The organism is Lachnoanaerobaculum orale (assembly GCF_003862485.1).
GTDB classification, from domain to species: Bacteria; Bacillota; Clostridia; order Lachnospirales; family Lachnospiraceae; genus Lachnoanaerobaculum; species Lachnoanaerobaculum orale.
The window spans coordinates 41,658-57,913 of record NZ_RRCM01000003.1 but is presented as its reverse complement, the minus strand read 5'-3'; the positions used below and the strand labels follow the sequence as shown (position 1 = coordinate 57,913).

Below are 16,256 nucleotides of genomic sequence, written 5' to 3'. Positions count from 1 at the left end.
CATTTTCACTTCCTGTTACTTTATTTACGGCTGGAAATCAATTCTGCCGCATCTCTGGAAAGATTGTTGCTTTCATAAGTCGTAATCAGCTTGCCGGGAAAATGTTTATTGTACCAGGCCTCTTTCTTTGCCCAGTGCGCCATATAGCCTCTGTCACTTGTTCTTCCAACATGCTCCCAGTAGTATTCTTCCCCTCTGAATGTCACAGTGAAATCCGGAAGAAACATGGTTCCATCAGGCGCATACAAAGGCTCCTCATACTTAAAAGGAATCTCTCTGTCAACAAGCATATTTGTTATAATAGCTTCCGATTTGGATCTCACAAAATACTCCGATAACGTAGCAACATTCTTACCATCCTCATACCAATTACTTCCTGCATAAAGTAGCGCATCAGGAAGCGGATTAAACTGATAGACAGAAGAATTTATTTTTCTCACCGCTGATTTATCATTACGGCTGAGCGAAGTAAGGGTACTCACATCCTGCTGCAGAAATATCGTCACCTTTTTCTGCGCTCTTGTTATTGCCGTATAAAGCAGCTCCATTGAAAGAAGATGGCTGTCTCTATGCGGTATCACAATATACACATAATCGAATTCAGATCCCTGAGACTTATGAACACTGATGGCATAAGCAAGCTCAAGATTATCTACAACCTTCTGTTCTTTAATCCATCTTCCGTCAATATCCTGTCCCAGATCCTTACCATAGTTATATCGAAGTCCTTTCCTTGTTTCCCCGGAGAAAAAAACCTGCAATCTATCAATCGAACCCTGCCATATATATTTTGGCTTTTTTCCTTCCTTTGCATATCTGTCAAGTCCGTGAATAGTGGTTAGCCCGATTTCTCCGTTATATATCTCTGACTTTATATTTTTCCTCAAACTGTCCTGATATGCATATGCCGGATCAGATTGTGGACGGTTTCTGAACTGGATGACCTTGTCAAAATATCCGATTCCGTCAAGTTTCTTAATACTCCATTGTCCATTAAAGGTCTTCTGCATAAGAAGATTTAGGGAGCCGGTTCCGTAAAATTCTCCTCTGTACGGAGAGATAACCTGAATGATTTCCGGATTACTGTTCCCATTCTCATCCCTGATCATCTGCTGCCATAATTTGTCCGGTGTGGCATCTTTGGCGGACATGTCCATCTGCGTATATTCTTGCATATCCCGCATCATTACATTCGTAAGGACATGCTCAAGTTCTTCCTGCTCTGTCCAGAAATAAACGCCAAGATCCTTATCTACATCACCATTTCCGTTTTCGACAATATTCTCAAACAGTTCTTCTTTTCTTGCTTTTAAGATTGCAGCTTTATCCTCATCCTCAGTCTGTTGATTTTCCTGAATGAAAATCTCTGCCAAATCAAGAATTCCGTGTCCTTTATCTTCTACCGTATTTACAAGCTGCCTTATATTATCCAGAAGTGTAGCAACATTATCAGGATACTCTACATTCAGCCAGTCTATGGTATCTGCAAAGACTCTGCCACGTCCTATAGGCGGAAGCTGATTAGGGTCTCCTATCAGTATCACGCGCTGTACACTGTTCCAATTAATCGACCTTAAAAGTGTTGCGAACAGATTCAAATCAATCATGGAGCACTCATCAATGATGATCGTGTTATAGTCTTGGCCAGTAGCACCACCGGACCGTTTTAAAGTAAAATTCTCATTGTTCCAGCCAGTCTTTGCCAGATGTGAATGAATGGTCTTTGACGGCTTTCCTGTTTGTGTCTTTATTCTCTCCGCCGCCTTGCCTGTAGGAGCCATCAAAAGGAAGCTAGTTACTGCCCCATGAACCCGGTCTATATTATCAAGGATCGCCTTTATTACGGTTGTCTTCCCTGTTCCCGCTGCTCCGGAAAGGACGCATAGCGGCTTTCTGAAAATCTGCATGCATTTATCAGCTTGATGATCCAGTATTTCCTCATATTCCGCTGCAACTTTCTTTTCTAATGGTGACCCTTTAACTCTGAGACGTTCCTTAAATTTATCAGGCGTAATTGCCATCTTTAATGTAATATCAGGTCTGTCCGCAAGATTCCGGAAGGTTTCTTCAATCGTTCTTTCGTCTTCATACACCTCTCTTAAATACAGGTATAAATCATCCTTGTCGTCTTTTTTTCGCTCAAGAGCGCCATCAAGTATTTCCGTTTCCACATCAAAGTTCTGTAACTTATATACATGTCTCTTCCATTCTGGAAGCCGGTCGATTCTAGCATTGATTCTTTGAAGAATAGTATCCGCTTTACCAAATGAATGAGCTGGGATTCTGTTAAGCTCATCTACACAATAAGCACGAAGACGTTCAGTTGAGCCGTTATCCAAAATCTCTTCAATTCCATATTCCGGAGATGGTATTACTCCATTATCAATCTTGTAAAAAGGTATCGTATCATCTGAATCAAAGCCTACATACTGCTCAAAAATAATATATGGATTCTCTGACATCTCTTCGATTGATGCCGTAATAGAAACCTTCTCTCTATCCTCTCCGATAATGCGCTTTACCTGATCCGCAGATAGGTCAAATCGTGAAAGCGTATCAAAGAGAAAATCAGCAGTCTCTGATCCTGTAAGCTGATACTCTCTCCGAATCTTCTTAAGTACCGCCTTGCTGAATTCTATTCCGACGACCTCATCTCTTTTTCCTTCGAGAAAATCTCTAACACCCTGCTTGTAATCCTTCATAGATGCATCTGTTGTCAGTGTCATATATGGAGAAATCAAGTCATGCAGGCCAAGGCTCTCTAAGACAGACGGAAACCCTGGATATGGTCCACGCGCCGTCCACAGTTCATTAAGAACGCTGTTAAGCCATTCTTTTCTTATGTTCCAATCCTCTGTATCATCACCAATTTCAATCAGAACATCTACGACTGCCAGCAGTTGATTTACTACCTCAATCGCATCGTCGTTATCCACTTCACGACTGCCATATTTAAACGGTGAACGATTTAGCGGCTTCAGTAATATACGCTCAATAATCTCCTCATTGTTGATATACTTCCAGTATGGGATGCAAAAGCCCTCATCAGGATACGTAGATGTAACAGGTCTCTGCCACACAAATCCCCCGGCATACTTTTTCTGTACCTCTGGGCTTGTATTGTCATAATAATAAAGTGGTTCAATATTCTTTACACGGGATATCCCTGCAATGACATAATTATTCTCTTCATTCTCACAGAACGGATTGCTATATCCGGCATAATAGAAAATCAAAGATTTTCCGGGTTCAAACTGAGAAAAATATTTCTCCGCTCCCGCCTTTCTCTTCTCGTAATCATACTTCTGACCGGACCCACCATGAACTTCCACATCCTCGTTGTACATCTGCTCATAGCACCATGTGCAGACTGTATGTGGTGGCAAATCCAATTTAATTGCATCGGCATCACTTTCCTTCCAGAAATCCGGCGGATCAACTCTTACCCTGATGGTGTCCTTGCCAAATGCATTAACACTAAGTCCACAGGCAACAGCGCATGGATTCGCTGAACAAGGCTCTCCTGCATGAGCAGTCTCATACTCAATATCACGGGTACCTGCAATCAGATCCCCCGGATATGAATGCTGCCCGATACAATATAAATTTTCACACGGCTTCTGGCAGATGTGGCCATTCCAGCCCTCATTATGCCATGCCAGTCTTATACTCATATGTGTTGCCATTCGACAACCTCCTAACTTACTTCATCACCTTCTCAATCAGCGATGTATAGCTGTCCACAACATTATAGACAACATTATCGCCGGAGATAGCCTTAAAGTGTTCTCTCGCACAATGGATCTTCGATTCCTCAATCAGCCTCAGCTGCATGGAATTCATGGATCCCTTAGTCTCAGCCACAAAGTAAATATGTTTTACGCTGCCCTCGTAGAACGCGATTGCCCAGTCCGGATTATAGTGTCCGACCGGCGTAGAAATATAGAATCCGTCCGGCAGCTTCACATACACAGCCACATCTGTATTGGTATCCATATCTGTCGCAAAGTCGCGCTCATTTGACGAATCATAAACGATATGATCATACAGGTGCTTCTTTGCTTTCATAGCATTTACGCCCAGCTTGCCCTTGATTGTCGGATCCGTGAAGATATCCGTACCGTACTCTTCATCCAGCACATCGTAAGTAATATGCTCGATAATGGCGGTTGCCTTCTGATCATTGATCAGCTGCGCTGCCTTAGAGATAAACTCTTCCGGATTATCTTTGAACTGATTAAATACAAACGCCTGGATCCCCTGAAGGATTGCTATGATTACTTTACGTGTAAGTCCAGTCTCATCCACCAGTTTGCCAATCAGATCATACTTTACATTCGAATTGGCAACCACAGATACGCCGTAGCTTCCTGATTCTTCCTTCACAAAAGATCCTCTAACCACCAGGTCTTCCTTCGATTTGATGGATTCCATCTGACCGGTCTCTACACGAAAGTAAATCTTAGATACCCTAAGCTTTGAATCCAGAGAAGCAATAGACTTCCTAACCAGTTCATCCGTATCGAAATTCACTACATAGACCGACTTTGCATTGATCTTAGAACACAGCGCCTTGAATTCCTTGCTGTTAAGCTTTTCATCGTCCACCTGCAATTCCACATTATTACTGCGGGCATTCTCAGGCTGCAGTGCCTTGCTGTCGTAAATAGAATCAATGATTCCGATAACTCCGGCAGCAATATCCTTGGCTTCATCCGCGATTTTTATTTCGCCGTTTGTCTTATCTTCATAATATTTATCCGTCAGCTCACCCAGTTTATTGATATAGCCATTTACTATCAAATCAAAATAAATCGCAGATGCCATATCGCTGGTGATAAGTACCTCATTACCCTGGTCATCCTTTACAAGACGATCTACAAACAGATCTTTGTTAACAGCCTCAGCCATTTCTGTCTGAAGCCCTTTTTCAAAGGAATCATAGCTCTCACTTGCGATAACGGTCAGTACATTGACATTATGAACATCATTGTCCAGTGCATTGATATCCATACGTTCGCCGTTCTGATTTACACAAAGCCGAAGACCTCTACCAACCTCCTGACGTTTTCTCACATCACTGCTGCTCTGCTTCAGCGTACAAATCTGGAATACATTCGGATTATCCCAACCCTCTCTCAGCGCAGAATGTGAGAAAATGAAACGCACTGGAGACTTTTTCGGTTCACGATCCAGCAACAGCTCCTTATTCTTCATAATCAGCTCATAAGCACTGACATCATCCGAAGTCGTTTCTTTTCTGCCGACCTTTGAGTTAATCACCTTGCCCTTGCCATCCACAGAGAAATATCCTGCATACGTCTTTCCTGCCAGGATAGCTTGAAGATATTTGAATTTCAGACCGCTTACTGTCGGAAATCTTTTTATCATCCTTAATGACACCGCGCAGATGGAAGATGATTTCTTCTTCCACGTCCGGCATAAAGCGCTTAATCACATTCCTCTTGAAGAATTCACCGATAGACGCTTTTACTTTTGGATTCTGAGAATTGCCCCTGATCACTTTGAGTACATTCCCCTTAGGTTGTCTGTTGACAATCAAGCTGACAGCGCCCTTCTGCACTTTATTCAATTTAATTCCCAACGGCTCAGCAACCCCTATACAGGAGCTCAATCATATCCGGATCATTGATATCTTGAATGAACGCATTCTTGATCTCAGCTACCACCGTGGCTAATACCAGCTCTTGCAACCGGTTCACCTCCAAAAAAGAAAACTTTAGGTTAATTTCGCAGAAAACACTTTGACACCTTGAAACACAGTTATTTACTGATTTTTTCGACCCTATAGGATATAATAGCAATGTGGGCAGGGAAGCTCTCCTAACAAAGCTAAAAACCTAAATTTCATTGTAGCATAAGTCGGACAAGAAATAAATAAAATATCTGTATTCGCAAATATTTATTTCATTCACTTCCCGCCACAGCCCCTGCTCCGGGCAGCAGGATACAAACAAGTAACTTTTTAATGCGTAATGCAGCCTGACCATCGGTGGAAAGGATGCAAACCGAAGCGGATTTTCCGTTCGATTTGTATGTCTTCCACCGATTTTATTTTGCGTACAAATCTATAACGTTCTCACAGACATAGTTAGGACCTTCCGTTTCGGCCCCTGGGTCGAAGGAAGGCCCAAATTATGTTTCGGAATAAATCTTTCACAAACAACGTCAACCAGAGTAAATATGGTGACAAAAAGTCTTACAACAATGTTCCGCCTACAGCGGACGAAGAGCTCGCTCACATCCTTGTAACCAAGGAACTGCTGAAGGATAAGTCCATTGACAGCGACAATATGGAGACTTGAACTATCGGAGGTCATAAAATCCCGGTAGCCTTTGCTCCTATTAAAAGAGGTACGCTTAATAGCTGGATGAAATTCTTCAATACGCAGGTTCGTACTTACATCGCAACCGGCGGCACCGACGATTTCTTGAAGGAAAATGGACATGAATATGATTTGTCCTATGACAAATTCACAGATGACGCAGAATCCGATGAAGACAGCAGCGGCTTTGAACCTGCTCAGACCGAATCTCTTGAAGATACCGTCCTTCTCGGAATCATTATCAAGGATTTGATTAAGGAAGTATCAGAGATTAATCCCAAGTATCGGAAAATCATCACTCTTCTTTCAAAGAATCGCAAAAAGGGCGATATTCTGAAGGAGCTTAGGCTTGGCAAGAGCCAGGGCTACGAAGATATCAAAGCAGCACAGAAATTAGCCTATCAGCTCTACCACAAAGACTAAATCGGTAATACCTGCATAACAGAATTGAATGAAGCGCATGCCCGGATGCACTTCCCTCTTTTTGATTTGAGCCTATCTTATTTTCTTCTCGGTCTTCCTTCTATCTGCCACTTATCGTGGCTCTGAATACTTCTGACCACTTGCCTTAAGCTGTTCGCACGACCGTGCTGATGATATGGATGTGACGCCTTATTCTTATGGAATATAATGCAGGTTCCCAGTGTCGGATACTCCGGATTATAAATGAACCTGTAATGCCCGGTGTTCCAGCTCATGATCGTCACATCAAAGGCATCCGTGTAGATGATGGAAAAGTACTGTGGATCCAGTACGGAGAGGTCATTCGTATCAAACATAGGCAGCCCCCTCTCCGGCATCCGAATCGCCATAGGTTGCTCTATGCTCTGCCACAAACTGAACATGCAGCTGCTTCTTCTCCTGCTCAAACCGTTTCTTCTGCGCACCCAGCTTCCTGTCCATAAACTCCTGCTCAGCTTTCGCAAGCTCTGCCCTCGCCTCATCCGTCGTGATGATAAGTCTGCCGTTTTCGCATTTCACCATCACCGGCATTCCTTCCTTAAAACCAAACTCCCGAAGCCATACTCCCTTGAGCTGGATCTGCGGCACCTCCTTGTAATGATAACCGCTCTGTGCACGCACCTTAAGTTCTCTTACGTTCTTTGCCATGTCTTGTCCTCCTTTTTCAATCGACTGCTTTTGGCTTGAAACAAAACAAGCTGCAGATAACAGATTGTATTTTCCGCTCCTGCAGCTTATCTATTCAAACTCCTATTCGATTGTGAGGCTTACTTGCCGGTGTTAGAAGCCTTCTCCCATTCGCCCTTGATGCAGTAATAATCAGCCATTTCCACATCTAGAGTTATGTAGGATTCCTTCTTCTTTAGGTTGTTGCTCAAGAGTGCGACCGTCTCCGTATGATAGCTCCTCGCAAACTGATCCACCACTGTCAGTTTCTTAAGTTCATATTCCTTCTCACAAAGCAATTTCAGATCCCTTGCCAGTGTAGAGGAATCACAGCTTACATATACTATTCTCTTTGGCAATAACTTCAGCATTGTATCTATTGCAAGCTTATCAAGACCCTTTCTTGGCGGGTCTACCACTATTACATCTATATCTCTTATATTACCGTTTTCGTATTCACCTGTGATGATTTCTTCAGCTTTGCCTACAAAGAATTTCAAATTTTCTATATTGTTGATCTTTGCGTTTTCTATCGCATTTTGTATGGAGGCATCAACTATCTTCTCAACACCATAGACGAACTTTGCGGACTTTGCAAGAAAAAGCGAGATAGTACCTATACAGCAGCACATAAGTTCTCTATGAGCTTATCACCATGTGGCAGATTGATAACATCCAGTGCCTTTTGTCTATCTTCTTTCGAAAAATCAATCCATCCTAATTGCATACTCTTCCTTTTTAGTGCGTATTATGCTTCTATAAGTATCTTCCATTTACCGTTTCGTTTTCCGTTTTCACGAGCAATTAAACCTTTTTCCTGCATTTCTACTGTGCATCTCTTAATTGTTCTCTCTGACTTCCCTACAAGATCCGATATCTGCTTTTGAGTTAATGCCGGATTAGTCTTTAAGACATTTATAATAGCTAATTCTTCCAAAGATATTTTCAAAGTGCCATTTTGGCACTTTGAAACCGAATTATTGGCACTTTGAATGGCACTTTGGCCATCAAAATCAATATGCATATATCGATTTTTTAAATTATGCTTCGTATCCATTAAAAGATTTTCAAAGAACAATTCAAGAAATTCACTTGTAGCATGAATACCTGCTCTCAGATTGTTATAATTTGCTCGTACTAAAGCATTTCTGAAATACCATGAATTTTGGGCAAATGTATCGTTACTTATGGTAAAACCGAATGTCTTTGAGTATTTAATAATAAATACTGCAGTTGATCTTGTATTTCCTTCTCCAAACGGATGGATTTGCCATATTCCTGATGTGAATTTGGCAAAATGCCTAATAGCCTCATGTATATTCAGTCCCTTATATGAAAAGTTCTTCTCCTGCGAAAAGTCGTAATCAAGTGTAGCCCTAATACTGTCAAACGATGCATACAGTACTGTATCTCCCTTAAGCACCCACTCATTTTTTGTAATATTGTAATCTCTTATTCTTCCGGCATAATGAAGTACACCTTCAAATAATCTACGATGAATATTTTGTAATTCTACCGGTGAAAATTGAAAGGTCTTCTCTCCCAGTAATTTTGCAATTCTTACAGATACAATATCCGCTTCTTTAGTATCTGCTTCCACACCATCCCTGTCTTTTCTCTCTTTATAATAACTGCTTATAAGCCTATCTGCTTCAAAAATGCTGATTTTACCTTCAATATGATCTTTTGCAGTTTCAATCAAATATTTTGAGGGCTTAAGTCCGTCTACATCCTGAAGCCCGATAGCAGTTTTCCATGCATTACTCTTTTCTATCTTATCCGGTTCACCTTGGCGTATGTATTCGTTTAGCTCAAGATTCCAACTATTGTATGACAAACATATCACCTCCTATTTTGCTATGTACTTTAATTATATTATGTTAACCAGATCTGTAAATCACTCTCTAACCCAATTTGTTGTTATCTTGCAAGTACACGAATCATTTAAAACTTTAAGATTATGTGCTTTGCTGTAACTTAATCCTTTATATGATTTTTATTCATCCTCTAAAACGGATTTTCCCTTGCTCCCGTCCGGCAAAATATAGTAACCATCCTGAATTTCATTTATACCGCCACCAAAAGACCAACCCTTGGATTCAACAAATTGAATAAATGCATTAGAAAATTCGTCCTCTGTTATTTCCGCTTGAACTTCTATACAACCATTTATTTCAAACTCTTTTCTCATAAATCTCCTTTTCAATAACTTTTCAATAATATTTACATGCAATGCAATGCTTAGTATATGCATACTTAAGGTTCAGTACTTCCAAAACGAAATATATATATATTATACTTACAAACCCAAATATCTATAAATCCGCAATGTCCATCACCTTTATTCCATTCTCCTGCAAATACACATGTCTATGAATAAGCTTACCCGGAAAAGATCCGTCATATATTGTATTCACTCCACTGAAGTACCGTCTTTATGACTTAGCTTTGATATAATCAACTAACTTTTTACTATAATTATTTCCCCATTATATTTGCAGTTCTCTCCAAGTAAACAATCACTGACTGCTATTCTCATTTTCAAAATCTTTCATAGCATTTTTACTGTAAAATAAATCCATTTTGTATATTAAAATAGTTATTATATTACAATTATCTAATCAACAAAAATTCTACTTAAAATCACTTTCAAAAATTGCAATAGATGGATAATGATCTAATTCTTCCAGTTCAGTATCCAATGGATACACTGTGCACCATAAAATATCTTTTAGGATATTTTGCTTCAAATTCTTCCATTTTTTTACTGACAAGTTCTTTGTTTTCAGACACAAACATAACAGAAACTACACCCACTTTTTCTCCACCATTCTCACTCTTATCATTCTCAACATATCCCGATAAAATCATTTTTAGAGAATCCTTATCATTTAAGCCTAATTGAACTAATTTTTCATCTGTCATTTTATTCCCTTTCCTATTCACTGAGACCATCTTTATTCTTACCTTCTGACAACATAAGATTATACCTTACTCCGACATATATTAATTTGTTGAAGTCACATGCAAACTTCATCATATCTGTCGTTTCGCTATCAACTTTATCTGACAGCACATATCTTAAAGACTCAAAACTGTCCTATTCATCAAGGATAATCTTATTTTTAAGTATATCCTCTACGAATTTTATAGCAGATTTTTGATTTTCAATCTTTAGTGCATATTATGCTTCTATAAGTATCTTCCACTTACCGTTTCATTTTCCATTTTCACGAGCAATTAAACCTTATTGACACTTTGAACATTGAAATCAATATGCATATATCTATTTTTTAAGTCATGCTTCGCATCCATTAAAAGATTTTCAAAGAATAATTCAAGAAATTCACTTGTAGCATGAATACCTACTCTCAGATTGTTATAATTTGCTCGAACTAGAGCATTTCTGAAATACCATGAATTTTAGGCAAATGTATCGTTACTTATGGTAAAGCCGAATGTCTTTAAATATTTAATAATAAATACTGCAGTTGATCTTGTATTTCCTTCTCCAAACGGATGAATTTGCCATATACCTGATGTAAATTTAGCAAAATGTCTAATAGCCTCATGTATGTTCAGTCCTTTATAGGAGAAGTTCTTCTCCTGCGAAAAGTCGTAATCAAGTGTATCCCTAATACTGTCAAACGATACATACAGTACTGTATCTCCCTTAATTACCCACTCATTTTTGGTAATATTGTAATCTCTTATTCTTCCGGCATAATGAAGTACACCTTCAAATAATTTACGATGAATATTTTGTAGTTCTGCCGGTGAAAATTGGAAGGTCTTTTCTTTCTTTATAATAACTAACAATAAGCCTGTCTGCTTCAGAAATACTGATTTTACCTTCAATATGATCTTTTGCAGTTTCAATCAAATATTTTGAGGGCTTAAGTCCATCTACATACTGAAGCCCGATAGCAGTTTTCCATGCATTACTCTTTTCAACCTTATCCTGTTCACCTTGGCGTATATATTCATTTAGTTCAAGATTCCAACTATTGTATGACAAACATATCACCGCCTATTTTATGACTACCATTTCCCTACAGCTCCATTCTTATTAATCATTTGAATTTATGATTCCTTCGATGTCACGACAACCATAGATAACACGAGCCACAGTAACTGTCATCTCTTCGTCATCGACCAGATAGTAGACGATGAAGTTATCTACAGGCAGCTGATGCATTTTCATAGAATGCCACGGCTCCCAATCAACTAACGTATAGCGAGCCGGCATGAAATCCAAGGAACGGACTTCTTTTTGGATACGTCCCACCTGAGCGGCGGCTGTTTCCGGAAATAGAAGCTCATTTGCAATATAAGCATAGATTTCTCGTAGGTCATCAAGTGCATCTACAGAATATCCGACCTTATAGGCTTCCGTCATATACCAAACTCCTTTGCAAGTGCCTCATCAACTTCATCAGCAGAATATACTCTTCCTGCCTTGATAGAATCGACACCCTTCCGGAGCTCTGCATCAAGCTGTTCTCCGGTCATTGCACCAACAGCTAACGGTTTGGAAGAAGGAAGACGCAAATCAAATGGCATCCCCTTCTTCAGTACAATCTGGCTATAGAGCATCTGAATTGCACTTGATGGCGAAATGCCAAGTTGAGAAAGAATCTCTTCCGCACTATCCTTAAGATTGGTATCTATTCTTGCATAAACAGCGGATGTATTTGCCATAGTATCACCTCCTTTTTACTATATTATATCAGTTTTTTGCTTGCGATTGCAAGCATTTGCAAAATATATTCTATGAAGAAACCTTGAATTTTATACGTCTAACAAGCCGAAAGGACTTTTTATGGGATTTTTATCAGGATTAAATTTCTCAGCAGATATCCCATCTCACCAAGTTTGATGAATCACCGGTGCTAAGCAGATAATCATCGGGATAACAGCATCACCGTTGAACTGAAATCTGATGTCAGCACAGACGTTGATGCATAGCTCCATAGATGCACAAAACCCTCCTGACCATTGATGGCCGGGAGGGTTCTTTTACTTTATTCTGCTTTCGTTTCCGGCAAATAATATATTTTTCCATCCTTAGCAATAAGCTGCACATCCTCTAAATACAGCTCTGATTTGTCAATTGATAGTGTACTCTCTTTGGAAGCCTGCGTACGAATCATGTTTGCCGTACTCTTTTCAATAGAACGATAATTTAAATCTTTATAAAATACCCCCGGAAGGAAATGAATCACTCTGTCAAATCCTGCTCGTTTTCTTCTAACTTCATCAGTATCTATTTTCAATCTCTCAGTTGTTCCTTCATGCCATGCAGCCAGCATGCTTTGTGTGTCTTGAACCTGCTTTGTATATGTTGAAAGAATCGCAATACATTGTTCTCTCGATACAGCTCCAAGATGTAACGTATACCTCAAATCCGCTATTCTGTACAAAACATCCAGCAATGACTTTTGATACATAAACCAATTCTGAGCATTACCGACGACTTTTTCATACTCTTCATAATCAAGGTTTGTTTTCTTTGCAAAACCGGCTAAAGTTAAATTGGCTTGTCCCAACAATTGAGTACATTCTTCCTCAAGACTGTCTAACTGATTTATCTTAGATATTCTGAGTTCATTATTTTCTAAAATTTCTGTCCGGAAATCGGCAATCTTCTTTACATGAGCTAAGAGAGAAAATACACGACTTCTATACTCATTGTCTTGGAAATTCTGTATCTCTGAAATCCCATCACTAATGGCACCTAGTTCTGCGTTTATTTGAGTCATGTAATACTGGCCAACAACCATCGATGCAACTCCCATAGCAGCTGCGACGGTGTTTGCTACCACTGCAGTTCCTTTTTGCGCTTCAACCGCCACTAAATTGGCATGTCCCTGAATTCCTTCTGCTCCACGATAAAACCCTCGAACTGCGCCTTCCATAGCCTTTGAATCTGTTAATTTTGTACCTGCAGGAATAATAGCTCTATATAGAACACCTACATTTGCAGCTTCCACAGCCTGCGCTACATTATTGACTGCATTTCCTGCCTGCGCTAAACCGGGAACAAGATTGTTGACATGAGCAAGCAAATTGCTGTCTGTAATTTCAACAAGTGCATTCTTATCCTTGATGGTTTCTGCCGGAAGCATTTCCATCTCAATGACTAATTCTACCGGTGCATCATTAGAAACAGCTATTGCACGTTCCTCTCCGTCAGTTTTTACATCCTCGTTTTGATTTGCTTCTTTAGCATTCTTTTTTCGTTTAACTATGAATATACAGATTGCTACCACAGCTATCACGCATATTCCAATACCTATGTACTCCATTTTCAGTACCTCCTATCATTTTCTATAATAGGCCTTGTAAATTTTGCGAATTACTATACCGCTTTATCTTTTCTTGACAGCAAGCACACACTCTCCGTATGATAGCTCCTAGAAAACTGGTCCACCACCGTAAGTTTCTTTAGCTCGTATTCCTTCTCACACAACATCTTTAAATCCCTTGCCAGTGTAGAGGAATCGCAGCTTACATATACTATTCTCTTTGGCAGGAGCTTCAGCATTGTATCTATTGCAAGCTTATCAAGACCTTTTCTTGGAGGGTCTACCACTATTACATCTATATCTCTTATATTACCGTTTTCGTATTCGCCTGTGATTACTTCTTCCGCCTTTCCTACGAAGAACTTCACATTTTCTATATTGTTAAGTTTTGCGTTCTCTATCGCATTCTGTATGGCGGCGTCCACTATTTCCACGCCGTAGACAAACTTTGCGGACTTTGCGAGGAAAAGTGAAATGGTACCTATGCCGCAATACATATCCCAGACTGTTTCCTCACCGGTCAGTGCAGCATACTCTAATGCCTTAGAGTATAGTTTCTTTGTCTGTACAGGATTTACCTGATAAAATGACTGTGGCGATATTCTAAACTTCACATCCCCTATGTAATCCTCTATATAGCCGTTGCCATAAAGAGTAACTGTTCTTTCTCCCAATATGACATTGGTATTCTTTTTATTTATATTCATAGAGACGGATTTTAAATCACTTCCCAGTGCGCTACGTAAGCTCTCTACAAGCTTATCACTATGTGGCAGATTGTTTGCGTTTATAACTATGCACACCATCAACTCACCCGTAGCAAAGCCTTTTCTTATAAGTACATGCCTTACTATGCCGCTTCCATCTTCCTCATTGTAGGCATCCACACTGTACTTCTCCATAAAATCAAGAACTTTCTGCAGTACAGTCTTATTTTCTTTGATACCGATAATACAGTCATCAAACTCTACAATGCTGTGGGTTCTGCCTGCAAAATAGCCTGTGATGTTCTTGCCGTTCTTTCTTCCGAACGGAAATTGGGATTTATTTCTGTACCTTATCGGGTCTTCCATACCGATAATTTCTTCTATCTCCACATTTGACAGGTCAAATCCGCCTATTCTTTTCAGATGATTTTCCACTTTGTTTTGCTTGAGTTTAAGCTCCGCACTATAATCAAGACTTTGTAATGTACATCCTCCACAGCTTCTTGCCACCGGACATTTGGCCTCTATTCTGTCGGGGCTCTCCTTAACTATACTGTCAAGTCTTGCATATCCGTAGCTTTTCTTTGTTTTCATCACCTTTGCTGTGACTTTATCTCCGATAACAGTATCTTTTATAAACCATGTGAAGGCATCGGTTTTTCCGATGCCTTCGCCATTTTCTCCAAAGTCTGTTATATCAACTGTTATCATTTCACCTTTTTTGTAATTTAATGTACTGTCAGTTTTCATATATCTCCATTACTAAACTTATCAGACTGTTTTGATAATCAGTCTATATTATCGACTTTATATTATACACTTGTCTTTCTGTAATTGCTCTCAAGTAATTTATTATAGCCGAGCCATCCTGTAGCTCCGTCCTGTCCCTGTGCGAGAAGCTCAATAAATGTCTCCATCTTTGCATCCGCATTATCCGCCAAATTGAGTGCCAAAGCTTCTATAAGCGCAGGTTTTTTAGGTGAGCCGTATTCAAGCTCTCCGTGATGAGCCAGTATACAATGTATCAGCTCATTTGAAAGTTTCTTCGGGAAGCCCGGAATCTTGTCGATATGTGCTTTTAATATCTCAACACCTATTACTATATGTCCCACCAGCTGACCTTCATCAGTATAATCGTTTGCCGGAAATGCCGACAACTCTCTGGTCTTTCCTATATCATGACAGAGTGCCGATGTGATAAGTAAATCACGATTTAATGATTCATAGTTATTACAAAAATATTCACAAAGTTTCACCACTCCAAGAGTGTGTTCAAGTAATCCGCCAAGGAATCCGTGATGCACCGTCTTGGCTGCCGATGATGACTTAAAAGCAGTCTGAAATTCAAAATCATCTATAAAGATTGCTGTCAAAAGCTTACTTAGGAACGGATTTTTTACCGACTTTATCTTATCTTTCAGTTCGCCAAACATCTTGTCGATATCTTTTTTGGATACCGGCACATAGTCGGACGGTGTATACTCCTTCTCATCCGCTTCTCTTATTCTTGCCACCTTAAGTTGCAATACATTATTAAAAGACGTAACATCACCGTCCACTACAACAAATGTCATAGCGTCCACATCAGAGATACCCGGAGAATATAAATCCCATATCTTCGCATCAATGCTTCCTGTCTTATCATGCAGGCTCAGACTGGCATACTCTTTGCCGGTCTTTGACATTGCAATTGTCTTTGTCTTGCACAGATAAACCTCTGAAACATGCATTCCTTCTTTTAAGCTTTCAATAAATTTCATTTTCTA

Annotated in this window: 14 protein-coding genes and 2 pseudogenes; 2 read left to right on the top strand and 14 right to left on the bottom strand. The window is 39.8% G+C overall.

Annotated elements, in window-relative coordinates:
• Nucleotides 1–20: 20 nt before the first annotated feature.
• Both EHW90_RS12100 and EHW90_RS12095 read right to left on the bottom strand, forming a co-directional pair.
• Nucleotides 21–3,686: an ATP-dependent DNA helicase gene (locus tag EHW90_RS12100; protein WP_124952969.1), complete on the bottom strand. Its 3,666-nt coding sequence runs from the start codon at nucleotides 3,684–3,686 to the stop codon at nucleotides 21–23.
• Nucleotides 3,687–3,702: 16 nt separating this feature from the next.
• On the bottom strand, nucleotides 3,703–5,391 hold the full coding sequence (locus EHW90_RS12095; RefSeq protein ID WP_243114013.1) for a restriction endonuclease: 1,689 nt from the start codon (nucleotides 5,389–5,391) through the stop codon (nucleotides 3,703–3,705).
• Nucleotides 5,392–6,158: 767 nt separating this feature from the next.
• Between EHW90_RS12095 and EHW90_RS13310 the strand changes: the two genes are divergently transcribed.
• Complete coding sequence (locus EHW90_RS13310) at nucleotides 6,159–6,326, top strand: hypothetical protein (RefSeq protein WP_167456760.1); 168 nt, start codon at nucleotides 6,159–6,161, stop codon at nucleotides 6,324–6,326.
• A gap of 66 nt (nucleotides 6,327–6,392) precedes the next feature.
• A complete protein-coding gene (locus EHW90_RS12090; RefSeq protein ID WP_124952968.1) occupies nucleotides 6,393–6,770 on the top strand; it encodes a hypothetical protein in 378 nt (125 codons plus the stop codon).
• A gap of 77 nt (nucleotides 6,771–6,847) precedes the next feature.
• Here EHW90_RS12090 and EHW90_RS12085 read toward each other — a convergent pair whose 3' ends face one another.
• The 12 genes and pseudogenes from EHW90_RS12085 to EHW90_RS12025 all read right to left on the bottom strand — a co-directional run bounded on the left by EHW90_RS12085 (nucleotide 6,848) and on the right by EHW90_RS12025 (nucleotide 16,250).
• On the bottom strand, nucleotides 6,848–7,126 hold the full coding sequence (locus tag EHW90_RS12085; RefSeq protein WP_124952967.1) for a hypothetical protein: 279 nt from the start codon (nucleotides 7,124–7,126) through the stop codon (nucleotides 6,848–6,850).
• Nucleotides 7,119–7,457 carry a SymE family type I addiction module toxin gene (locus EHW90_RS12080; RefSeq protein ID WP_124952966.1) on the bottom strand — a complete coding sequence of 113 codons (339 nt, stop codon included), beginning with the start codon at nucleotides 7,455–7,457 and terminating at the stop codon, nucleotides 7,119–7,121. The genes EHW90_RS12085 and EHW90_RS12080 overlap by 8 nt, the downstream gene beginning before the upstream one ends.
• A 119-nt stretch (nucleotides 7,458–7,576) precedes the next feature.
• Nucleotides 7,577–8,107, bottom strand: a pseudogene (locus EHW90_RS12075) (class I SAM-dependent RNA methyltransferase); the annotation flags it as partial.
• Between the two features lie 116 nt (nucleotides 8,108–8,223).
• Nucleotides 8,224–9,312 (bottom strand): Fic family protein, encoded by a 1,089-nt coding sequence (locus tag EHW90_RS12070; protein ID WP_124952965.1) that lies wholly within the window; start codon nucleotides 9,310–9,312, stop codon nucleotides 8,224–8,226.
• 159 nt (nucleotides 9,313–9,471) lie between these two features.
• Nucleotides 9,472–9,666, bottom strand: a complete 195-nt coding sequence (locus EHW90_RS12065; RefSeq protein WP_040458012.1) for a hypothetical protein — start codon at nucleotides 9,664–9,666, stop codon at nucleotides 9,472–9,474.
• Nucleotides 9,667–10,166: 500 nt separating this feature from the next.
• Nucleotides 10,167–10,400 carry a hypothetical protein gene (locus EHW90_RS12055; RefSeq protein ID WP_243114010.1) on the bottom strand — a complete coding sequence of 78 codons (234 nt, stop codon included), beginning with the start codon at nucleotides 10,398–10,400 and terminating at the stop codon, nucleotides 10,167–10,169.
• 327 nt (nucleotides 10,401–10,727) lie between these two features.
• Nucleotides 10,728–11,493 (bottom strand): annotated as a pseudogene (locus EHW90_RS13900) (Fic family protein); the annotation flags it as partial.
• Between the two features lie 51 nt (nucleotides 11,494–11,544).
• Nucleotides 11,545–11,874, bottom strand: coding sequence for a type II toxin-antitoxin system RelE/ParE family toxin (locus tag EHW90_RS12045; protein ID WP_124952964.1), 330 nt, complete (start codon nucleotides 11,872–11,874; stop codon nucleotides 11,545–11,547).
• On the bottom strand, nucleotides 11,871–12,176 hold the full coding sequence (locus EHW90_RS12040) for a type II toxin-antitoxin system RelB/DinJ family antitoxin (RefSeq protein WP_124952963.1): 306 nt from the start codon (nucleotides 12,174–12,176) through the stop codon (nucleotides 11,871–11,873). Before EHW90_RS12040 ends, EHW90_RS12045 begins: the two co-directional genes overlap by 4 nt.
• 323 nt (nucleotides 12,177–12,499) lie before the next feature.
• Entirely contained in the window at nucleotides 12,500–13,783 is a 1,284-nt protein-coding gene (locus tag EHW90_RS12035) for a hypothetical protein (protein ID WP_124952962.1), read from the bottom strand.
• Between the two features lie 53 nt (nucleotides 13,784–13,836).
• Nucleotides 13,837–15,240, bottom strand: a complete 1,404-nt coding sequence (gene rlmD / locus EHW90_RS12030; protein ID WP_124952961.1) for a 23S rRNA (uracil(1939)-C(5))-methyltransferase RlmD — start codon at nucleotides 15,238–15,240, stop codon at nucleotides 13,837–13,839.
• Between the two features lie 62 nt (nucleotides 15,241–15,302).
• The gene (locus EHW90_RS12025) at nucleotides 15,303–16,250 is read right to left on the bottom strand and encodes a 3'-5' exoribonuclease YhaM family protein (RefSeq protein WP_009445873.1); all 948 of its coding nucleotides are present in this window, start codon (nucleotides 16,248–16,250) and stop codon (nucleotides 15,303–15,305) included.
• Nucleotides 16,251–16,256: the final 6 nt, after the last annotated feature.